General features: G+C 53.6%; 19 protein-coding genes. 9 read left to right on the top strand and 10 right to left on the bottom strand.

Annotation, left to right across the window (positions count from 1 at the left end; translation table 11 throughout):
- Positions 1-8: 8 nt before the first annotated feature.
- A complete protein-coding gene (locus tag B2T33_RS12445) occupies positions 9-317 on the bottom strand; it encodes a DUF5818 domain-containing protein (protein ID WP_008890840.1) in 309 nt (102 codons plus the stop codon).
- 146 nt (positions 318-463) lie between these two features.
- Here B2T33_RS12445 and B2T33_RS12440 point away from each other — a divergent pair, with 146 nt between their 5' ends.
- Positions 464-1,168: a GGDEF domain-containing protein gene (locus tag B2T33_RS12440; protein ID WP_008890841.1), complete on the top strand. Its 705-nt coding sequence runs from the start codon at positions 464-466 to the stop codon at positions 1,166-1,168.
- A 38-nt stretch (positions 1,169-1,206) separates the two neighbouring features.
- Here B2T33_RS12440 and B2T33_RS12435 read toward each other — a convergent pair whose 3' ends face one another.
- Positions 1,207-2,538 carry a flavin monoamine oxidase family protein gene (locus B2T33_RS12435; protein ID WP_286792156.1) on the bottom strand — a complete coding sequence of 444 codons (1,332 nt, stop codon included), beginning with the start codon at positions 2,536-2,538 and terminating at the stop codon, positions 1,207-1,209.
- Between the two features lie 386 nt (positions 2,539-2,924).
- On the opposite strand from B2T33_RS12435, the gene B2T33_RS12430 reads away from it, so the two are divergent.
- From B2T33_RS12430 to B2T33_RS12420, 3 genes are read left to right on the top strand one after another with little or no spacing between them, the layout of a single operon-like run.
- Positions 2,925-4,793: an EAL domain-containing protein gene (locus B2T33_RS12430; RefSeq protein ID WP_286792154.1), complete on the top strand. Its 1,869-nt coding sequence runs from the start codon at positions 2,925-2,927 to the stop codon at positions 4,791-4,793.
- Positions 4,790-6,526 (top strand): sensor domain-containing diguanylate cyclase, encoded by a 1,737-nt coding sequence (locus B2T33_RS12425; protein WP_120224871.1) that lies wholly within the window; start codon positions 4,790-4,792, stop codon positions 6,524-6,526. Before B2T33_RS12430 ends, B2T33_RS12425 begins: the two co-directional genes overlap by 4 nt.
- A gap of 12 nt (positions 6,527-6,538) precedes the next feature.
- Entirely contained in the window at positions 6,539-7,933 is a 1,395-nt protein-coding gene (locus B2T33_RS12420) for a DUF2336 domain-containing protein (RefSeq protein WP_063089931.1), read from the top strand.
- A gap of 34 nt (positions 7,934-7,967) precedes the next feature.
- On the opposite strand, the gene B2T33_RS12415 is transcribed toward B2T33_RS12420, so the two are convergent.
- Entirely contained in the window at positions 7,968-8,459 is a 492-nt protein-coding gene (locus B2T33_RS12415; RefSeq protein ID WP_286792151.1) for a GNAT family N-acetyltransferase, read from the bottom strand.
- A 41-nt stretch (positions 8,460-8,500) separates the two neighbouring features.
- Positions 8,501-8,752, bottom strand: a complete 252-nt coding sequence (locus tag B2T33_RS12410; protein WP_063089936.1) for a sulfurtransferase TusA family protein — start codon at positions 8,750-8,752, stop codon at positions 8,501-8,503.
- Positions 8,753-8,872: 120 nt separating this feature from the next.
- Between B2T33_RS12410 and B2T33_RS12405 the strand changes: the two genes are divergently transcribed.
- From B2T33_RS12405 to B2T33_RS12395, 3 genes are all read left to right on the top strand, one after another.
- Entirely contained in the window at positions 8,873-9,796 is a 924-nt protein-coding gene (locus B2T33_RS12405) for a sulfite exporter TauE/SafE family protein (protein ID WP_008890848.1), read from the top strand.
- On the top strand, positions 9,796-10,563 hold the full coding sequence (locus B2T33_RS12400; RefSeq protein ID WP_197145060.1) for a TIGR02186 family protein: 768 nt from the start codon (positions 9,796-9,798) through the stop codon (positions 10,561-10,563). The genes B2T33_RS12405 and B2T33_RS12400 overlap by 1 nt, the downstream gene beginning before the upstream one ends.
- 229 nt (positions 10,564-10,792) lie before the next feature.
- Positions 10,793-11,296: a universal stress protein gene (locus B2T33_RS12395; protein WP_008890850.1), complete on the top strand. Its 504-nt coding sequence runs from the start codon at positions 10,793-10,795 to the stop codon at positions 11,294-11,296.
- A gap of 21 nt (positions 11,297-11,317) precedes the next feature.
- Here B2T33_RS12395 and B2T33_RS12390 read toward each other — a convergent pair whose 3' ends face one another.
- The 4 genes from B2T33_RS12390 to B2T33_RS12375 form a co-directional block, all read right to left on the bottom strand.
- Entirely contained in the window at positions 11,318-13,312 is a 1,995-nt protein-coding gene (locus B2T33_RS12390) for a glycosyltransferase (protein ID WP_286792145.1), read from the bottom strand.
- Positions 13,313-13,320: 8 nt separating this feature from the next.
- Positions 13,321-14,544 carry an HlyD family secretion protein gene (locus tag B2T33_RS12385; RefSeq protein ID WP_197145062.1) on the bottom strand — a complete coding sequence of 408 codons (1,224 nt, stop codon included), beginning with the start codon at positions 14,542-14,544 and terminating at the stop codon, positions 13,321-13,323.
- 97 nt (positions 14,545-14,641) lie between these two features.
- Entirely contained in the window at positions 14,642-17,047 is a 2,406-nt protein-coding gene (locus B2T33_RS12380; RefSeq protein ID WP_286792236.1) for a tetratricopeptide repeat protein, read from the bottom strand.
- 291 nt (positions 17,048-17,338) lie between these two features.
- Positions 17,339-18,445 carry a saccharopine dehydrogenase family protein gene (locus tag B2T33_RS12375; protein WP_286792235.1) on the bottom strand — a complete coding sequence of 369 codons (1,107 nt, stop codon included), beginning with the start codon at positions 18,443-18,445 and terminating at the stop codon, positions 17,339-17,341.
- Positions 18,446-18,587: 142 nt separating this feature from the next.
- On the opposite strand from B2T33_RS12375, the gene B2T33_RS12370 reads away from it, so the two are divergent.
- Positions 18,588-19,025, top strand: a complete 438-nt coding sequence (locus tag B2T33_RS12370; RefSeq protein ID WP_120224880.1) for an Lrp/AsnC family transcriptional regulator — start codon at positions 18,588-18,590, stop codon at positions 19,023-19,025.
- Between the two features lie 46 nt (positions 19,026-19,071).
- Positions 19,072-20,916, top strand: a complete 1,845-nt coding sequence (locus B2T33_RS12365; protein ID WP_286792141.1) for an adenylate/guanylate cyclase domain-containing protein — start codon at positions 19,072-19,074, stop codon at positions 20,914-20,916.
- Between the two features lie 113 nt (positions 20,917-21,029).
- Here the strand turns inward: B2T33_RS12365 and ykgO are convergent, their stop codons facing one another.
- Both ykgO and B2T33_RS12355 read right to left on the bottom strand, forming a co-directional pair.
- Positions 21,030-21,155 carry a type B 50S ribosomal protein L36 gene (ykgO, locus tag B2T33_RS12360; protein WP_007090004.1) on the bottom strand — a complete coding sequence of 42 codons (126 nt, stop codon included), beginning with the start codon at positions 21,153-21,155 and terminating at the stop codon, positions 21,030-21,032.
- Positions 21,156-21,316: 161 nt separating this feature from the next.
- The gene (locus B2T33_RS12355) at positions 21,317-22,375 is read right to left on the bottom strand and encodes a methyltransferase domain-containing protein (RefSeq protein WP_286792133.1); all 1,059 of its coding nucleotides are present in this window, start codon (positions 22,373-22,375) and stop codon (positions 21,317-21,319) included.
- Positions 22,376-22,508 lie beyond the last annotated feature (133 nt).

The raw sequence follows: 22,508 nt of genomic DNA, 5'->3' as shown, positions 1-22,508 counted from the left end.
ACAAAGGCTCAGTCAGCAGGGGCAAGCAGGACAATCTTGTCAACGATCAGGGTTGTTGCCTCGGTACAGGTTGTCATGAGTGCCAGATGGCCGGTGATGCGCACCTTGTCGCCCGGGCGCAGCCTGCTTGCCTTGTTGGCGAGTGCATAAAGCGTCCCGTCTTCGGCACGGAACGTAACGCATTCCTGCCCCTGATCGGTGATTTCACCACCAACCGTAAAGTTTTCTTTTTGCAGGAACGAACATCCTGCCAACGCCAGAGCCACGCCCGCAACAGCGATTTTTCGCGCCAATCCGGCCCCAAAAAGGTACTTCATCCGTCGTGCTCCTTTGCGTGATCGACAGTGCTGCGTCACAAATACGCTTCATGTGCGTTAATGTTCTTGTAACGCCATGAAAGATAGAATGGTTCCACCCCTTTTAAGGGTTTCGGTATCCAATGTCATTGAGAACAAGACGCCCAATGGAAAAGTCGCAGATAGATTTGTTGATAGAGCTTGCTGCTGATTTTCAGCATCAGACGGCAATCAACAATCGCGCGACCGAAGAAACGGACGAAAGCGAACAACGAAGTGCGCTTTCGACATTGGTTGATCTTGCCCGTGACATGCAAACCCGCCTTGATCAGCAGCAAAACCGGATCAGACAGCTCGAACTCATGGTCGAAACCGATGAGTTGACCGGGCTTTATAACCGTCGCGGCTTTATGAAGCGCACCCGGGAGGCAATTTCGCGCGCGTCACGAACCGACGAACGCGGCATTCTGGTCATTGCCGATCTTGATGGTTTCAAACAAATCAATGACATGCACGGGCATGCTGCGGGGGACGCCGTCCTTCGACACTTTGGCCAGAACCTGCGCACGCACACCCGGTCTGATGATTTCGTCGCCCGATTTGGCGGCGACGAATTTGCCATCCTGATGACCGGCAGCGATCCTGCCGCAGCGGCAAAACGGATTGTGCAGCTTCAGAATGCGACCGAGCGATTCCCGCTGATATGGCAGGGCAAGGCATTGTCGATCAGGGCAAGCTTCGGTCACGCATCATTTGGCGCAAAATGCGATATTGCCGATTTGATCCGCGAAGCAGATGAAGCCATGTATGATCAGAAGCACAGCCGCCGCGAGGCAACCGAGCCCCGCAAAGCCGATCATAACGCAGCCTGATATCCGATGAGACAGGATAGGCTGTCGACTTTCCTCCCCTAACCTTCCTCGTCGATTATATACTCTGCTGCGCGCAGACCGGTCATGAACGCCCCATGGGTTGTACCGGCATAGTCAAAGATCGTGTGTTCACCAGCCAAGATCAATCGATCTGAAATCGGCTCTCCGAGATCGTCAAAATCAGATTTTCGGTTACCCGGACGCGGAAAAGCATATGCGCCAAGTGTGAATGGATCGGTGGCCCAGTGGGTTGCCAGAACCTCAATCGGTTCTGTCACGTCATCTTCCCAGACTGTCCGCAGCACATCGAGTGCATCTTCAACCATTTCCGCATCCGTCATACGATCAGCGGTCAGTGCATAATCCCCGACACTTAACCCCAGCAGGATATTCTCATCTGAAAACGTTCGGTAACTCAGCCAATAGTTCCACCGCCCTTTCGGCTCGGTTGTGATGCCGAAATACTGGGTTTCGATATCCCAGAACGGTTCCTCGAACTTCAGCGCGAGTTTGGTCACACTGCCAAAGCCGAGATTTTCGATGGAATCGCGATAGCTGCTGGGAAGTTCGGGCGTAAACTGGATATTGTTGGCTTTCAGAACACCCAATGGAACCGAACAAATGCAATAGTCGGCTTCGAAAGTTCCCTGATCGGTGGTGATCACCACTCCCTCATCGGCGCTGTAATCAATTGCCGAGACCACATGAGAAAGCTTGATATCAAGCCCCTCTTTCAGAGGTTTTAAAATCCCGTCATAACCGGATGTGACGACGACATCCGCACCGTCAAATGCCTCATCCCAGTTAAATAGGGGCGCTGACAATTTTTCGATCGCCCCACCCTTTGAAAATTCGGTAAAGGCAGAAAACGCCCACATGATCCCCAGATCATCAAGATACGCCGGACGATAGTCCTTGATCGCCTGCAAAAGACTGCGAGGGTCATTTACCTCATAGGTACCGTCGATGTGTTCAAGAACCCCTTCCCAGGCATCGACAATTCTCTCGACCTCATCCTCATCATATTCATAGCCGTTGATGTCAAAGAACACTGCGTTCTCATCTTCGGTGACGGCATATTGGGCGTTAACCGCATCTGCGAGTTGCTTGGTCGGGTTGTCCGACGACGGACCGTGGATCCATCCGGCACCGACTTCAAACGGTGCGCCCATAGACCAGTCTGTCAGAAGACGACCACCGGTATGGTCCTTTGCCTCAAGCACGGTCACTGTGGCCCCGTGTTTACGCAACAAATTCGCCGCACCGAGCCCGGCAATACCTGCACCGACCACAACCACAGAAACATTTTCCAACGCATGCGCGCTTTTGACGGCAAATTTTGATGCAAACGCGACAGCCCAGCTTGCCATCAGGACAGACTTCATAAACCGGCGGCGGTTGATGTTTCGGCTTAACACAGCGACCTCACTAAGCTGATGATGCAGTTTCCCGGACAGAAGGTGGAAGGCGCAGAGAACTGTCCAATTCAGAGTTGATAGAACAATCGAAAAAACATCAAGTCTCAATGTCTGCGATGTCATTGAGGTAAAAGTCAGCGTCCCTAAACTTTCGCTTAGAATTGATCGACACTCAGCCCCTTGCGACGTGTCAGAAATCGATCTTTTGAAGCCGGAATGTTTTTTTTGCCATATCAAGTGCAAATCCTTCATATCCTTTGTAAGATCGCTATTTATGAGAGACAGGCAAAGCTGCGGCTTAGAAAAACAAACAGGCGGCTTACGATGACGGGTCGAAAATGACAGACAGCACCGGCCACTCGGCGGAAACGAATGACCAAGACCTTCTGGCAGCCATGGCATTCTGCTGGGCTGACATGCTTCTTGAGGTCGATGAGAACGGCTATATTCTGTTTGTCGCAGGCGCGACCGAAAGCCTTCTGGGATGCACGCCAGACCGTCTGATCGGCGAAGCCTTCGAGAAAATTGTTGTTAAGTCCGAACGTCCTTTGCTGCGCGCCTATCTTCACGGCGGCACTGGGCTGAAACGCCTTGAAGAGCTTGATCTTGATTTCCAGCTTTGCGAGTCCGACGGCAAACCGGTTCAGGAAGCTGTGCCGCTGTCACTCAGCGGCTATATGATCGCCGATCCTTCAAGCCGCTATTACATCGCAGCCCGCCATCGCGCCATTCGTCCTCGCGCCAGATCGGGCATTGACCGTATCATTTTGCAAAATGCCGTCATTCGCCAGAACATGAATGCTGAAACCAGCCAGACCGGTTCAGTTGGTGATCTTTCAAGCATGAACTACCACAACGAAGCTTTGGTGGTGCTCGAAAACCTGGCGGCTTCGCGCTCACAGGCGGAAACGGCTGCAACCAATGAATTGGCCCGTCTGATCGGAATTGGCGCAAAGCAGTTCAATGCCAGTGTGGTTAAGGATCAGGAACAGTCACGACGACCACATAAAATTCACCCGGTTGACGAACCGATGATCGAACTCGAACGCCGTATCGTGGCCTATGCCAGTGCGCTGCGCGCCGACCTTGAGGAAATTGATAAAACCAGCTCGGCCGAGAATATCAGCGGGTTGATGTCGTTGACCAACACCTCGGGCGTTAACGGCAAAAACACCAAAAAGTCCAAAACAGCAGACCTGTTTGGCAATGACTATGAAAGTGCTCGGAACATTCATCATTTCGATACCGAGAATGCCGAAAGTGACCGTGATACCAACCTGACACGGGCAGTTGCCTATGCGCTCAACCGGATGCAGCGCAAGGCACAGAATGACGTTACCGCCGCCCGCCTTTCGGCAAGCCTGCCGCATCTGATCAACGAAACATTGAAGTCCGTGCGTGCCTTCCGCGAAATCGTGGAAAATGGTTCATTCGCTGTGGCATTGCAGCCGATTGTCCATCTTGGCAATCGGGAAATGCATCATTTCGAAGCGTTGGCGCGCTTTAACATCGGCGACAGCACGTTGGCCGTTGACCAGATCATTCATTTCGCCGAGGGAACCGGTCTGATTACCGAGTTTGATCTGGCAATGTGCAGCAAGGTTCTTGATCACCTGCGCGACAATCCTGACAGCATCCCCTACCCGGTTGCCGTCAATCTTTCCGGCCATTCGCTTGAACAGGCCGGTTTCATGCCGGCCCTGATAGAATTGCTTGGCGAATATGACATCGCCTCGGAACAAGTCCTTTTCGAAGTTACCGAAACATCGCGTATTCGTGGATTGACCGATGTGAATAACGGGTTGCAAATGCTGCGCGCCCGCGGACATGCTATCTGTCTTGATGACTTTGGTGCCGGGGCTGCCAACTTCGAATATCTGAGCGCGCTTGATGTAGACATTATCAAGTTTGATGGCGGGGCGATGAGAACTGCGCTTGCCAATCCCAAAGGGCGCGCATTTCTTAAGGCAACCGCCCTGCTTTGTCGCGATCTTGGTATTCGTACAATCGCCGAAATGATCCACGATCAGGCCAGTTACGAACTGGTATGTGATCTGGGTATCGACTATGGTCAAGGCTATCATCTGGGGCCGCCAATCACGATTGGCAGCGAAGACGATTATCACAAGACCAATCTAGCCAGCTCAAATAGCAGTGCCGACACCGACGATCAGAACGCGTCGACCACAACAGGAGGACGCGCATGACTTCCCGTCATCCGGTGGATCCGCAAAACCAGAACGCAAACTTTGCAGACGATCTGACAAACTACGACGCCGATGTGTTTACCCTTGACCCAAAAGTCATGGCCGAGGCCGAGGCCCCCGTCATCGTGATGGACGCAAAGGGTGTGCCGCTATTTGCCAACAAAAATGCTGTTGGCTTTGCCAATGGCATTCGTGACGGCCTGTTTCCTGAAATTTATCAACTGATCCGACGCGCCCTGACCACACCGGGCGGTGTGGTTGAACTGATGACCTTTGAAGTCCAGCGCGGCACCGCAACACTGGAGCTGACCGCCCTTCCGACCACAAAGAACGAGGTCATGATCCTGCCGCGTGATGTCAGCATGGATCGGAACTTGCGTGAAGCCCTGATCGACTCACGGCAGCGCTATCGCGATATTGTCGAAGTCTCGTCCGCCTTCGCGTGGGAAACGGATGAAACAGGCAAATTCATCTTCGTCTCGCCGCGCGGGGCACTTGGATACCGTGCCGACGACATCGTTGGACGTTTCCCGGGGAAATTCCTGCTTGATACTGCCGATCAGGACAGCGAACACGTATTTCGCAGCCAGAAGGCCGTGCGTGATGTCCCGGTTTGGTTCCGGCGTTCGAACGGACGCGATGCGTGTCTTTCGGTTTCATCGACGCCCGTCTATTCGCGCGAAGGGGTCTGGATCGGCACACGTGGTCTTGCCCACGACATTACCGAACAGCGCCGCCGCGAAAGCGAAGTCGCAACCGCCCGAAATCGTGACCGCCTGATGACCTATATCGTGCGCACCATGCGTGATGAAATTGATCCGCTTTTGGTCCTTAAGGGCGCATCCGAAGCCAGCACGCGTGCATTGGCCTGTTCCCATTGCGTTATTTTCAAACGCAATGATGAAACCGGCGACCTTGAACTGGCGGCCGGCGATGCAGACAAGACGGCCAACGAGATCGCCCACCAGGCGCTTCATCAGATGCAGAAAACGAATGAAACGTTTGATGCCCATGTCGGGAATTACCGGCTCATTGGTCTTAGCTGCCATTATCATCAGCGCAATAATGGCGCTGTGATCTTTATGTTTGATGCTGATCACCCGGAACCAACCGACGGCGAACGTGCCATCATGACCGAGGTTGCCGATCAGGTCGGTATCGCCATTGAACAGGCCATCCAGCATGAACGCATTCTGACGCTTTCGCGTACCGATGGCATGACCGGTCTTCTGAACCGTCGCGCGTTCTTTGAGGAACTTAAACGTCGTCACAGTCGCCTGCGCCGTGAAAATGCGCCTGCGGCATTGATGTATGTCGATATGGACAACTTCAAACTGGTCAATGATATCCATGGCCATCAGGCTGGCGACGACGCCATTCTTACGCTAACGCAAGTGTTACTTGATAATGTACGCCCATCTGATCTTGTAGCCCGCCTTGGCGGCGATGAATTTGTTCTGTGGTTGGAAGGAGCCGATATTCCAGCCGCGTCGGCACGCGCCAAGACCTTGATGAAGGAAAGTGCCGTTCTTGGAAAATATTCCGGGGATGCCGAACATCCGCTGGGCATTTCCGTAGGTATTGCGGTTCATGAACCTGATTCAAAAGAAACGCTTGAACAACTTGTGCAACGCGCAGATCAGACCATGTATCAGGTCAAGAAACTTGGCAAAGGCCGTTTTGGTATCGCTGCCGCGCCGGGGTCAAAAGACCCGGCAAAAATCGAAGTTTAGGAGGAATGCCCGATGAAGGGATTTTTGCAGCGGGTATTTACCAAGCGAAGCGAAACGCCAATCACCTATGACGAAGCCAAGGAAATGGCGGCAAGCCCGGATGCAGATGTTCGCGGCAAACTGGCACAACGCCATGATACACGGCCCGAAATCCTGTATTTCCTCGCCACTGACCACGATTCTTCCGTACGTCGTCACATTGCAGCCAACCAGGCAACGCCGGTTCAGGCCGATGTCCTTCTGACCGATGACAGCGATGACAGTGTCCGTGGCAGTCTTGCCGAGAAGATCGCGCATCTCTCTGCCGGCCTGACCGCCCATGAAACTGATAAACTGCGCCGCATGACCTACGAGGCGCTCGACAAGCTTGTACGTGACCAGGCTGTTCACGTCCGCCAAGTGATCTCTGAAACCCTCAAAGACATTGCCGACGCCCCACAGCCAATCATTCAGCAGCTTGCACGCGACGCCGAAAGCGTCGTTTCTGGCCCGGTCTTGCAATATTCGCCGGTCCTGACCGAAGAAGATCTGCTTGAAATCATTGAAGGCAGCTCTGGTCGTGGTGCGCTCAGCTTTGTGTCACGTCGTAGAAACGTTGGTGAAAAGCTTGCCGATGCCATTGCTGCAAGCAGCGACAAGGATGCGATTTCCCATCTGCTTGGCAACAAGTCTGCACAGATCCGCGAAGAGACGCTTGATCAACTGATTGATCGCGCGCCGGACTACCCAGAATGGCACGAACCCCTTGTCAAACGCCCAACCCTGACACCGACTGCGGCTGGAAAACTGGCGCGCTTTGTCGCCGAAAACCTGATCAGTGTTCTGGAACGCCGCAAAGACCTGAAAAAGGACCAGCTTGATGCGGTCCGCGAAGTCGTTCAGCGCCGTATCGCATCTGGCGAATTCGAAAAGCGCGACGACGTTGCGACCGATGCGAAAAAGATCAAGGCTGACAAGGAAAAAGCCAAACCGTCAGACAAGGCAGAACCAAAGTCTGACAAAAAAGGCGTGGTCGCAGAAGACGGTGACGAAGAAGAAGGCGAACCTGCCTTTGAAAAGGCACTGGCCATGCATGCCAAGAAAAAGCTGACCGATCAGGAAGTAGCAAAGGCATTGGCAGCAAACGATGTCAAATTCGCCCGCGCATCGCTGGCAGTTCTGGCCGGAATTTCGCCCGACGCCGTATCAAAGGTGCTGAACACCCATTCGGCAAAGGGTGTTGTGTCGCTTGCATGGAAGGCCGGTCTTCCGGCCGATCTTGCTGTGAAAATTCAGGTCAAGCTTGGTCACGTCCCGCCGAGCCAGACACTTAATCCCCGCAGCGGAAATCAATATCCGCTGAGCGAGGATGACATGAATTGGCAGCTTGAATTCTTTACCGGCATGGCGACCAGCGGCGCACGCTAGGGTCCGCCGCTATCGGTCATTCCTCCTGCTTGACCTATTTCAGGTTCGCCGCGCGTTCCATGCTGATATGGGCGATACCATCTTCGTCATATTCGTCGCCAAATTGCACGAAGCCGAGGCTTTCGTAGAAACCTCGAAGATATAGCTGCCCGTTAAGGTAGATCGGTTTGCCTGCAAACTTCTTTTCACAAACCTCAATTGCACGGCGCATCACTTCGCGGCCGATGCCCTGCCCGCGCAAACGATCGCTGGTAACAACGCGGCCAATTGCGGGACGTTCACCTTGTTCTGCATGGTCGGGATCAATACCCGGTGCCACAATCCGTGCCGCAGCCAGAACATCGTCCCCCTCATAGGCAACGATGTGCCTGCATCGCGGGTCAAGCCCGTCTATGTCGGGAAATATGCAGGTCTGCTCGATAATAAAAATCTGCTGGCGAAGCTTTAAAAGACTGTGCACGTGGCGCGCGGACAGATCATCAAAATCACAATCCAGCCAAGTCAGATTAGGTGGGGTTGGCGACATTCAGGGAACTTTCATCGTGTGGGGCGCTTTAAAACCCGGTCTCAGGTACCGGATTTTTCAATGTGATAGATAAAAACATCTTCGTCCTGTTCAGACGATATCAGTCGATTACCGGTCATCTCGCAAAAGGCTTTCATATCGGCGACAGAACCGGGATCGGTCGCAAGGACTTGCAGAATTCCGCCATCCTTGACGTCACGCAGTGCTTTTTTTGCCTTCAGAACGGGCATCGGGCACATCAGCCCGCGCGCGTCGAGAATTGCATCATGGGGACCACTTGAAGATGTCGACATAAGAAACCTTATAAAAAATACGAAACCGGTCCGATATAGCGGCAATTGGCGATTGTTGCATTTGCACAATATGTTAGACTGAACCACAACAATCAATCAAACGCTGTTAGCCCGCCCGCGATGCAAATCTATCTCCCGATTGCCGAGATATCGGTAAATATATTTCTGATCTTGGGACTGGGCGGCGGGGTCGGCTTCTTGTCGGGTCTTTTTGGCGTTGGCGGCGGCTTCCTTATTACGCCGCTTTTGATTTTCTATGGTATTCCCCCGGCCGTATCCGTGGCAACTGCTGCAAACCAAATCGTCGCATCTTCTGTATCGGGTGTGTTCGCCCACTGGAAGCGCGGCAATGTCGACCTTAAAATGGGTCTGGTTCTTCTGGCAGGCGGTATTGTCGGGTCGACCGTCGGTGTCTGGGTGTTTGCCTGGTTGCGGTCACTTGGTCAGATCGATCTGGTCATTTCGCTCTGTTACGTGATCTTCCTTGGTATCATTGGCGGCATGATGCTGTTTGAAGCCACGCGCGCCATTTTCCGTACCCGGCGTCGCGGCGGCCAAATCCGCCGATCCAAAAAACATCAACACAGCTTTATCCACGGCCTGCCCTTGAAGATGCGGTTTTATCGCTCCGGGCTTTATATCAGCGCCCTGTTGCCGCTTGCCGTTGGTTTCTTTGTCGGCATGCTGACCGCATTGATGGGTGTTGGTGGTGGCTTTGTGATGGTGCCGGCCATGATCTATCTGTTGGGCATGCCGACCGGCGTTGTCATTGGCACATCGCTGTTTCAGATCATCTTTGTCACGGCCAACGTCACCTTCCTGCAATCAGTGCAAACCCAGACGGTTGATGTCGCCCTTGCCATCCTGTTGCTGATTGGCGGCGTAATCGGCGCACAGTTTGGTGCGCAGTTTGGCTCCCGCCTCAAGGCCGAGCATCTTCGTGCCCTGCTGGGCCTTTTGGTTTTGTCGGTCTGCCTAAAGCTTCTGTTTGATCTGGTGATTACGCCAAGCGACCTTTATTCCGTCATGCCGGGGGATCTGTGATGCCAGTACCCTTAGCCATTCGGGTCGCATTTATGATTACCTTGGCGCTGCCGCTTTTGACCATCGGGGCTGGCCCCAAAAAGGCATCGGCTGATCCGCTGGTTGTCGATTTATCCAACCATCTTGTCGCCATCACCACCGGCTTTACCGGCACCAATGTACTGTTGTTTGGCGCGGTCGAGGAAGAAGGTGACGTCGTTGTTACCGTTCGCGGCCCGGACCAAGACATGGTGGTCCGAAAAAAAGAGCGTAAAGTCGGCATTTGGGTCAACAGCGAAAGCGCGCGCTATAAGAACGTGCCAGCCTATTATGCCAGCGCATCAAACCGCCCGATGGACATCATCGCATCCCCGGAAGTCTTGCTCGATTACCGCATTGGACTTCAAAATCAGCGCTTTATAGGCGAAAGCAAGCTGAGCGATGATGATCAGAAAGTCTATCGCGAGGCGCTGGTGCGCAATATGCAAGGTGCGGGTCTGTTTGGGGAACGTCCGGCCAAAATCAGTTTTCTGTCCAATCAGCTGTTTCGAACTGATATCCATTTTCCGGCCAATACCCCGACGGGAACCTATACCATCAACGTGTATCTGATCCGGGATGGCCGTGTTGCCAGCGTCAAAACCACACCACTGGTTGTTTCAAAAACCGGCATCAGTGCCGAGGTTTATGAGTTCGCCCATCGTTACTCGGCACTTTATGGCATTATTGCCGTGATCATCGCCGTGGTTGCGGGCTGGATTGCCAGTGTCGTATTCCGCAAACGCTAACAGCGTGCGGGCCTGCTCACCATCAAAACGCGCATTAGCAGTCCTTGCGACTTCGCAGTCGCAGCATTACCTCAATCAATAACGCAACGCATAAATCTTTGTCGCTATTACCAAAAATCACTTGGAAACCGGCATTGAGTTGCGGCACAATTTGACTGTCCGCTCGTAACAACAGTCCCACATCTGTTCAGTGCCGCAGCGGTTGAGTGCAACTGTTCAGAGAACCCATATGCCTTCTTTTGATGCCGATCAGGAACTTCGTGCGACTTCGAACAGGACATTTCTTGTTGTCGTTGATGACAGCGATGAAATGACCAAGGCATTGCGTTATGCCTGCCGTCGCGCACAACATACCGGCGGTCGTGTCGCCCTTCTGAGCGTCATTGAACCGGCCGAGTTCCAGCACTGGATGGCGGTTGGCGATCTGATGAAGGAAGAAGCCCGTGACGAGGCAGAATCGCGTGTGAACGAGCTTGCGGCCTATGTGCATGAACAAACCGGCAGCATGCCGCTTTTGTTCATCCGCGAAGGACGTCTCAAGGACGAATTGCTGAACCTTCTTGACGAAGAGGAACAGATTTCCATTCTGGTCCTTGCCGCAGGCACAACAAGTGAAGGCCCCGGCCCGCTGATCACGGCATTGACCAAAAGCGATACCGTCGGTCAGTTGCGCCTGCCATTGACCATTGTGCCAGCGGCCCTTTCCGAAGCCGACATTGACGCGTTGAGCTAACCTCACCCCGTCGTCGACGTCCTAGCTTTTGACAGGACCACGTCCGAAAATCCGGCGCAACAACGCGCCCCAAAGCGCAAAACTGCCTGCCGGTTTTGATGCGTTATCGATCCCGGTTGTGTAAAGCACACGGATCAGCGCATCGCGTACTTCACCGGCGGGTTCCGGCGTGAAGTCGAGTGTCAGAACAAGCTGTTTCTGATCATTCACAAAGACGCGCGCCAGTTTGGCGTCCAGCGGCGGTAGTTCTTCGACATCGAGCTTGATCAATCCCCCCTTCTGGAACCTGTCGCGATCAATGCCCGTTGCGGGGCACATCGCACGCGCGCCGCCCAATGACATATCGGTGATCGTCATATCAAGCGGGTCATCGTCACTGTTGGCCGTAATCTTTGCCCGCAAGCTGGTCGGGAACCGTTCCTGTTGGCGCTGCACCGGACTTTCAAAGCAAATCAGTATCGCAACAAGCAATGTCAGCGAATTGATCGCAGCCCATAATCCCCCAACAAGCAGAAAGTCGGCGTTATCGATGATCCTGATGTCTGTGTTGATGTTGTAAAAGAACCCGCCAATCGTCAAAACGAACAGCACGCCCAGAATGATTGCCTCGGTCCTGGAGTTCCCCACCCCGGACTGGGATCCCTTGGGTGTCACCTTGAACGGGCGCCCGAATGGCCGGATCAAAGATGACACAACAATTGGAAACAGCCTGAGGGATACCAGCACCGCCGGCCCTTCATTGACGATGGGATAGGCTTGCCTGCCATTGTGCCACATCGCCGTTGCCCAGCCGCCGATCAAAACCGGCAATTGCCAATAGAAAATTTCCCAACTTCGCGCATTTTCAAGCGGTTGCAGGCCAAACCAGAAATAAAAAATCGGGATCATGATCACCAGCAAGCGCGCCGGGATATGAAACACCCAATAGATCGGAAACAGCAAAATCCGCTGCCAAAGCGAAAGCCCCGGCCCCAACGGCCCCGCCTTTAAAAACAATGTCTGGATACCGCCTTGACACCAGCGTTCGCGCTGGGTGTGAAACGCAAGAAGGCTTTCAGCCGCAAGACCGATGGACAGTTTTTCATTGAGGTAACGGGTGCGATAGCCTTCGCGCAGCATCTCAAGCGAGGTCAGAATATCTTCAGTAATGGACGCGGTTGGCACACCGCCGATGGCATCCAGCGCCTTGCGCCGCATGACCATGCAGGATCCGCAACAAAACATTGAGTCCCATGCATCGACGGATGGCGCAATATGATCAAAGAACAGCCGTTGCTCATCCGGCCACCGATCGGCAATCCAAAGATTGCGCTGCATCGGGTCCTTGTTGAAGAAGTGCTGTGGCGTCTGGACGATACCAATTGTCGGGTCTTCGAAAAATCCGACCACGCGTTTCAGGAAGTGGCGATAGGCCACGAAATCTGCATCAAAAATACAAACCAGGTCACCACTGGAATGTGCCAGCCCGTTATTAACATTACCGGCCTTGGCATGGGTTCCGTCCTTCCGCGTAAGGTACTTGGCCCCCTTTTCCTCACAGAATTCACGCAACCAGTCCCGCTTACCATCATCAAGCACCCAGACAGTCTTGTTCGGGTAATCAATCGCCAACGCGCCGACAATGCTGCGTTCAAGCACATCAAGCGGTTCGTTGTAACTCGGAATGAAGACATCGACACTTGGCCAACTTTCGACCGGTCGGGCGGACAATCTGGCATAGGCCTGATCGGCTTCGGCACTGCGATTGACAATTTTGCAGTGAATAAGCGACTGACGCAGCATGTCACACAGAAACACGATTTCGATCGCGAACAGGAAAACAATCCACCAGCCCTGAAACGTGGTGAGGTCGGCTGGCAAAACTGTTTCGGTGATCCGCCACGGCAAATACCGCGCAATCAGCGCGCTCAGGAAAAACACAACCAGCCAACGCGCCCATAACCGGTCACGACGCAGAAACGGTGACGCCAGCATCATGATACCGACAACAAGTGCCAGCGGTGCGAATTGCGCCATCGCGTTCATTATGACGGGTCGCTCTCGCCAAACCAGCTATGAAGTCGGCTTGGAATGCTGACTTCGGCGCGACGACCGACATTACAGAAGGTCTCCGGGCGATCTTCAAAGCCGGAATCGGGAATATTGACGACCAGAAGAACTTCATCCTTCTTAAGCAACGGCGGTAAGGCTGCATATTCAAGTTCCGGCGATACCGCACGGGTCCCGATCACGCCGCTGATGACCCCTTCAAACGTTTCGGGTGATCCTTGCAGGCGAACCGAAACAACCGCCCCAATTTCCATCCGATCAGACAAGCTTTCATCGACCGGCACCTCGATGCGAATGTCTGAACAATCCAGAATTTTTGCCAAGTCATTGTTTTTGGTAACCGTCGCAAGTTCGGTTGCCATGCGCCGCCATATCAACCCGTCAATCGGGCTGCGCACCAGCATGGATTCGCGACGCCCCGCGCGCGCGCTTTCATCACGCAACTGCTTTTCAAGTGATGCCATGCGCCCGTTGGTTTCGGTCAGTTGCACATTCAAATCGGCAATCGCAAGAACGACTTCGTCCAGGCGCTGCTGGGAATATGGCACATCATTTTGCCCGTCCCCGACAAAGACACCTTTTTCAAGTGCCCCGGATTCCTTGCGATAACGTTCTTCATCGGCGCGTGCGCGCTCTACCTCTTGCTGAGCCTGTTCAAGCAGGCTTTCGGCTTCTTCCACGCGCGCCTTGGCGACATGGCCATCAGCAAACAGGGTTTTCTGCCGTGCAAGGCTCAGATCACGCTCCTTGACGACCGACATCCAGCCTTTCTGGCGGGCCGCTGCCTCAAGCATTTTGTAATGCAGGCTTTCCATTGAGCCGGTCACCATTTCACGGACGCGCTCGCCCAGTTCGCGGCGCAGGCCATTCAGGGTCGACAGCTTTTCGACCAACGCCGTTTTTCGCGACCGCAGCAGTTGATATTCACCATCAAGCTGGGCAAGCAGCGCCTGGGGTTCGGTGTCATCGGTTATTCTTGTCACAACCGACCCGGCAGAAACGGGCTCTCCGACATCGGGGATTGCGCGAACAAGCTGACCACTGATCGGGGCCTGAATGGTCACCAATTTGGCATTCACAACGCCGTTCGGGCGAATATCAGAAACGGTAAGTGGTGCGAGTTGCCAGATCGCAATAACGACAATAGCCAAGGCGACAGTCAGACGGACAATCTGCCCCTTGGAAAAACGCAAGGCCATAGAACTACCTCAACCGGGTCTGGCATCACTGCCATATACAAACATCACCTTAGAATTTGTGAGTCGATTGGGTAGTTTCAAGGTTATCTATCGGAAATTAAATCACTTTATCGGCTGGCAGTGCGATTGATCGGTCAAGAAACTGCATATAGGCATCAAAGGATGATTTCTGGCCAAACAGAATGTGTGACCGGCTCTTGATGGCGTGCGAAACGACTGAACGACGGCGTTTATCGGTCGCGAGCGTCAGGGCCGTATCAACGAAATCGGCCGAATGATAGGCAACGCAATCAAAGACCGATATCTGACGATAACAGGTATGGCTGCGACGGGATCGCGCCGCATTCCCCGGCAAGGTAACAAGCGGCACACCAAGCCCAAGACAATCAAAGGCCAGCATCGCATCATTCCACGCCGGACTTTCAAGCACGACATCTACAGCACACAGAAGCGACAACAAATCGGACCGGTTGCGCACATTCACAAACCGCATCCGCCCCGCAACATCCGCGTGATTAATGGCAAACCGTCGTCCCCATGCTGCATCCCAGCTATCGCGTTCTGGCGCAATCAACAGAAGTTCTGCGGTTTCATCCAGCCTCAAGATTTCGGCAATCAACGGATCAAACTCGGCCGTCAGAACATCAAGCGGCTGCGGGCACAAATAGGTGTTGCGGTCCTGCGCCAAGCGCCAGCGCCGCTGCAACTCCGTTGTCGACATCTCGACAGGTTCTGGCGGGGTCGCATTCACAAACAAGCCCGGAAGGCGCACCAGCTTCTCGCTGAACCGCTTTTCACCGCCGGCTGTTTCCCAATCCTCGGCGATCAGATGGTAATCAATGTTGGAAAGACCACTGGTCGCGGCAATCCCGCCACCTGAAATCTGAAGCGGTGCCAAGCGCCAGCTTGCCAGCAACATCGTATAGGCATCGGCCTGCGGGTCGACATAATGCAGAACATCAAGACCAAGCCCTGCAATCACCCGTGCCGAATGCAACGGATCAAGCGGCAATGGCACGACAAGATCGGCATGTTCGTCAATACGGGCGGTAATGTCGTCCTCTCCCGTCGGCGGACGGATGATTGTCACATCAAACCGGTCGCGATCAATCGCCTCGGCAAGGCCTTCGATCCAACGTCCGACGCCATTATCACACATATTGGCCGAAACGATGCCGATCCGGATTTTCCCACCGAGCCGTGTGGCAGACGCACTGACCTCCGGCACGTCATAACCTGACACCAGACGTTCCCAGTAATGGCCAACCGCGCGTAACTGTTTGTCACCTTCCGGGCGCAATGCGGCGCGCCAGACCGGTGGAAAGCGGGTCAGAACAATGGGGTCGATCCGGTCAGAACCAACAAATTCAAGATCCGGCTCAAGTGCGTCTTCATCAAGCGTATCATCAAGAAGATCACGCACAACTTCATCATTCTGGGCGGCAAGATCGGTCGGCACAGGGGCAAACAACAAACGGCGTGCTGTGCGGAACAGCGCGGTATTCTCGCCCGCGGCAATTTTGCGATCTATCCCGCTTTGCAGGACCGATTGCGCAGAGCCTGTGTCGCCTTCTTCGGCCAGTTCGACGGCAAGACGGAAAACCGCGTCATCACCGCCACCGGCCCCGATGGCCGCGCCAAACTGTTCAACGGCCTCGCCATGACGGCCAACAAGGCTAAGCGCCTCGCCCATCATCAACAGTAATTGAGGATCTTCCGGACTGTGGGCCAATAGCGGCTCAAGCGCACCAATCGCCTCAAGCCCCTGCCCGACACGCAAATTAAGCAAAGCAAGCGTCCTGCGCGCCTTGGCGTCATCCGGATCAAGAGCCAGAACCTGCCGAAGGCAATGTTGCGCACCGGCAAACTGACCCAGTTGGAAAAGCGCATCGCCATAGGCGGTCAATGCGCGCGGGTGTCCGGGTTCAAGCGATAGAGCACGGCGCAACGGTTCGCTTGCAGAAACTGTGCGGCCCTGATCCAATCGGATTTGGCCGATCAGAACCAATGCATTGACGATGTCGTCGCGCATCTTAAGCGCGGTCAAACAGGACTTTTCAGCGCCTTCGATATCGCCCATTGCATATTGGCAGGCGGCATAATTGGCATGAATTTCGGCGACATCCGGGGCCAGTTCCAGCGCACGTTCATAATTTTCCCGCGCATCTTCAAGTTCATCAAGCTGGCGATAGGTATTGGCGATATTGCAATAAAGTGCCGGAGCATCCGGGCACAAACGAATGGCCCGCTTGAACGCGCCAACGGCGTCACGCAATTTGCCGATGGCCTTAAGGGCCTGCGCATGGTCATGCTGAATTTCTGCACTATTGGCATCGGCAATGGCGGCACGGCCCATACGCTCTGCGGCCAGTGATTGATTACCATGGCGCATTGCAACGAGACCGGCCAGATGCATTGCCTCTGCGGCCTGTGGGAATGATCGGATCATTCGCTGACAGGATTCTTCTGCCTCTGCGTATCGGCCTGCCTCATACAGGTTCAATGCAGAACGGTAGATGTCGGCAAAATCAGACAAGGAATACCTATTACCCAAGAGAAAGCAGATTTCGTCCCACCATAAGGTCCAACCGTTAACAAACCACGTCCTTGATGGAATTTTTCAAAACAATTCATGACGGCGAAGTCATCGCTGCTCTAACTGATTGTAAGAACAGATTTTTCTGAGAAATCAGGAAAACTTCCCCAGATACGGCATTGAAAAACAAAGAAACCCTCCGGAATTAACTCCGGAGGGCTTCGGTACAAAATATCGAATGCAGGTCGTTGGGCGTACTCAACCAGCGTGGCTGTAGTATCGACCAAACCGGTTTGCCAGAAAATCTTCCAGCCTGACTTCTTCTTGTCGCACATAACCGGTTGTCGGCAATTTACCGGTCAGAACCATATCCATCACGGCACACAATCCGGCCGATGTCGTAATCTGGATCGCAGACCAGTCCATATCGCCAACGCGCGTGCCATGGACCTTGCGAATAAAGCTCTCTTCACAAAGCTCTCCGCGCCGCGTGCCGACGGCATCGGCAAAGATCACGATCACGTCCTGCTTGGTGACTGGCAGGGCATTTTCGAAGATTTCCTTCATCATCCCGGGACGTTCGCCAAGTCTGAGGTCCTCGATCAGGATTTTAAGAATTTCCTGATGCCCCGGATATCGCACCGTCTTGTAGTCAAGGTTATCAACCTTGCCTTCAAGCATGTCACACAGCGCGCCCACGCCACCCGATGTATTGAAGGCCTCATACTCCGTACCGTCAATAGTAAAGCGCTCATAACCTTCGAGGGGCAGCACTTCGACCCGCTTGCCATTCAGGATCGCTTCACACGGGTTCAGATACTCGTTGATCAGCCCGTCGGTCGACCAGGTCAGGTTATATTTCAAACGGTTGGTCGGGTTTTGCGGCAAAGCCCCGACGCGCAAACGAAGCTTGTTTACGTGATCGAACCGCTTGAACAAGTCATGAGCCGCGATGGAAATAAATCCGGGCGCCAGACCACATTGCGGGACAAAGGCGCATTGCGCACCCTTGGAAATTTCGCGAATGGCGCGGGTGGTTTCGACATCTTCGGTAACGTCAAAATAAGATGCCCCAACCGCGCGTGCGACACGGGCAATCGCCACATTCAAGAAGAACGGGCATGTCGACAGGATCGCATCATGCCCTTTGGCAACATCGGTGAGTGCAGCCTCATCTGTGACATCTACTTTTACCAACGTCGCTGCGTTGTCTTCGGCACAAATTTCCAGCATTTCGCCACTGGCATCGGCCAGCGTCACCGCATAATCGCCACTTTCATTGAGCATCACCGCAGCAATTCGACCAATTTTCCCGGCGCCGAGGATCAAAATCTTTTTCATTTTCTCTAACTCCCGAACAAGCAGACACCTTCACCGTCGATGTCGCACCTGCCCTGATCATGTTTTTGTTTTTACCGTCATAATGTTCCGCCGCTGGACGAACGCTTTCAACCCGGCAATACTGTTAAAACACAATAAAACCCCGTCATTTTAATGGGTAAAACCGATGAAACGTCAGATTGATGAAGTTGACCGCCAACTGATCGCACGCCTGCAGGAAAATGCCCGCATTCCCACCGCTGCCTTGGCGCGTGAAGTCGGCCTGTCACGCAGTGCCGTTCAAGAAAGGTTGGAGCGCCTTGAAAAGGCTGAAGTTATCAAAGGTTACACCGTTCAGCTTGGTGATGTGGCAAAGCCCGTCTTGCTGGCAGAAGTCATGATACAGCTTGAACAAAAACAGTCGGCAGGCGTCGTTGGCGCGCTTCAGAAAGTCCCGCACTGCATTCGGTGCCTTGCGGTTTCCGGCGAATATGACCTGATTGCCGAGGTTGCCGCAAACACGCCCGAGGAACTTGACGGCGTGCTTGACCGGATCGGGGAAATGTCAGGGATAAAACGCACATCAAGCTCAATCATCCTTTCAACAAAGTTCGATCGCCGCTAAGATCGGCGCGGGGTTGGGGAAAACCTCTTTTCTGGAAGAAAACCGATTGAAATCAAAACGCAGATATTCAGTCCTTTCTGTACTACTTGCCGGTTTTATCGCCACCAGTGTCTTTGGCGTCGGACTATCCCTTTATGTCGGTCTTGGAACGGCCTATGAAAACACCCGCAATCTGTGGGTGATGCTGGCTGATATTGACCTGACATCGGTGCAGCGCACCATGCATGAACGCATGGAGGAGGTCGAACAACGTTCTGACTGGGTCGCAGAACAGGTTGCCAGTGGCGCACTTGATCCAAGTTTTCAGTATGGCTGGACCAGCACGATGCGCGCCCTTGCAGCCGCAGACATGGGTGTTATGGCCTATGGGCTTGTGACCGGCGAACGTGAATTTATCGGCTTTAATCCCGAAGACATGAGCGAAATCCGAAGAACCCTGCCCGAAGACGACATGCTGTTTTCCGAGCTTGCGCATATCCGCGGTCCTATCAGCAACCGCACGGGCTATCCCCGTTGGGATCCCTATTTTGACCGCACTGTTCTGACAAGCTGGGTACCGCTGTTTTATGACGGGCAGTATCAGGGAACGTTTATTCAGTATCTTTCGCTGTCCAATCTGTCTGAAAGCCTCATCCGCGGGCGCGAAGATTTGCCCGGTACGCCCTTTGTCCTGATTGGCGGCAATCGGGTCATGGCCCATCCGGGATTGCGCAACTGGGGGGAAAAAACAACAACCGAGCTGGTTAATGGCGACAACATCGCGCGCAGCCCGATTCCCCTGCCCACCATTCATGACATTGGCGACCCTGTTCTTGCCAATATCGGAAAATCCGAAAGCATCCGGCTTGATCCCGATGACGAACGCCACAACAGCGGTATTCGCCTTTCGGGGCTTGAGTACAATGACCGCTATCACCTAATCGTCACGCGCCAGGTTCAAACCGCGCCAATTTCACCGGTCGTAATCGGCATGTATTTTGACCAGGAATTGTTTGACGATGAGTGGGATCGACTGGTTCTGGCCTCTGTTCTTGGCGGTGCCGTCTTTATCCTGTCTGTGATCGTTGCCATTGTCCTGTCGCGACACTTCACCAAGCCGATCCGCCGGTTTGCCAGTGCTGCGCGCGCCTTTGAAGACGAAGACATCGCATCCATCGATGTTCCGCAACTCAAGGGCAGCCGCATTCGTGAATATGACGATGCCGCGCGATCATTCAATCATATGATGATGGCGGTACATGATCGTGAACGCATTACAAGCCTGTTTGGTAAGTTCGTGCCGCAATCGATTGCCAAAAAGCTGTTGGCATCGGGCAATGATTCCGGCGTTCTGCCGCCGCAAACCTCCGAAGCCACCGTGCTCTTTGTCGATATCGTCGGCTTTACATCGATGTGCGAAAGCCTTGATCCGAAACAGATCATTGCGATGCTTAATGACTATTTCGACTGTGCGACGCAGATCATCGAACGCCATGGCGGCATAATCACCCAGTTTCAGGGCGATGCGATCCTTGCGGTCTATAACGTGTTTGATGACTTAAAGAACCACGCAGATGCCGCTGTCGATAGCGCGATTGCGCTGCAAAGCGAAGTTGAAAAGCGCAAGTTCGAGGGCCTTGAGTTAAAGGTTCGCTGTGGTGTGAATACCGGCCCGATGGTTGCCGGGAATGTCGGTGCCAAAGCCCGTCTGTCATTCACCGTCCACGGGGATGCCGTCAATACGGCGTCTCGCCTTGAACAGGAAAACAAGGTTCTGGGAACACAAATCCTGATCTCGGAGACAACCCGTAACCTGCTGGCCGATCCTGATCGCGTCGCCAAGGCAGGTGACGTGCTTTTGCGCGGACGTCATACCACAACAGAGCTGTTTACAACCCGGCCCGACAAATAAAGAAAGGGGGCATTTGCTGCCCCCTTCATCATTCCAGGAATACAAACAACAAAACGCCGCATTGGATAAACCGATGCGGCGTTTTGTAAAACCTTAGAACAAGGTACCGGGAATTAACCCTGGCGCGCCTTGAAACGCGGGTTCTTTTTATTGATCACGTATACGCGGCCACGGCGGCGCACGATACGGCAGCCTTTTTCCCGCAGCTTCGCGGATTTCAATGAGTTCCGGATCTTCATAATCTTAAACCTTAGAAACTTGGCCCCTTCGAGGAAGCCGGAAAATAGAAGTACGACATGCCCCTGTCAACACCTAAAACAGGTTGCGGCGACAGAAAGTGGAACAAATCCCCTCTGCGTCGCCAGCAGCAGTCTCGGCTCAGGATCTTAAACCTGAGCACTCAGTTGATCGTTGCGTAGAACCGATAAAAGGCCAGGCTGCCATTTTCAAGCATTTTTACGCGATTCATCCACATTTCCATCTCTGGCTCCAGATAATCCATGATATCGGGATCCAGACCGGCTTTCTGGATGTCTGAAAGCATCGTCATCCAGGCCAGTTTGATATGCTTCAGATGCGTTTCCGACTCATCCTTGGCAATACGGATATCGAATTTCAACTGACCAAGACGGGATTTGTACTCCTGTGCTGTCCACGGAAACAGCTCTTCGCCTTCAAGCCTGGCCCAGTTCGCCAACTCATCCTCATTCAGATCACGCGTCAAAACATAATCCGTGACCAGAAGCTGCCCGTGATCGCGCAGCGTTTCGGCCAAAGCTTTGAGAAAGGTTTCCTTTTCCGGGATCTTATAAAGCTCGCCATAGGAATAAACGACGTTGAAATAGCCCTTGCGAAGCTCTGGCTGAAGCGGGTCAAGCGTTTGAACCGGGACTCTCTTTTGAACACCGGCCTGAACAGATCGTTCCATGCCCAAAAGTGCAAGCTCGCCGTCCGGCTCAAGTGCGGTCACCCAAACGCCAAGACGATCCGCCAGCAAGCGGGCCACCCCGCCAAGCTTTGCACCAATCTCAAGACAACTGAGTGTTTCATCAAGTGCCAGCGGTTTGGCAAGCTCAAGGGCGTATTCATGGCCGCCCGGCATCATGATCCCATGATCAAACAGCTTGTCATAAAGCCGGATACGATCCGGCGGCCAGCGACCGATTTCGTCATCAAGCGCAAGTTCACTTAGCTCCGGCTCGACCGGACGGGCAAGCCAGACACGCATCTTGCGCAACCAGTCGGCATAGGCATCGATTTCAAGCTGCAGAAGGTAGTATTCAACAGGGTCGTCGTACCCTTCCCATTTCGCGCGCATCCGCGTGCCAAAATCAAGGTGATGTCCCGGCGGCATTTCAAATTCGGGTGCCTCGCCCTGGGCGACGCCAACGGAACCTCCGCCCTTTTCGGGCGCATCACCATCCGCATCAGACTTGCGTTGCCAAAATTTCAGTTTCAAGGCGTTTACCTGTTTGTTCGCATCGCGTGCACTTGCGATTCCTGAAAATATGGCAATTAGCCAAAAGTGACAACGTGTTAAGATTTCCAGCATATGATTGCACCGCGAAATACAATCGATAAAATTGTCGTTT

This window comes from Thalassospira sp. UBA4513, assembly GCF_002388495.1.
GTDB classification, from domain to species: domain Bacteria; phylum Pseudomonadota; class Alphaproteobacteria; order Rhodospirillales; family Thalassospiraceae; genus Thalassospira; species Thalassospira tepidiphila.
Note: the sequence above shows the minus strand (reverse complement) of the source record. Positions and strands in the feature narration are given on the sequence as shown.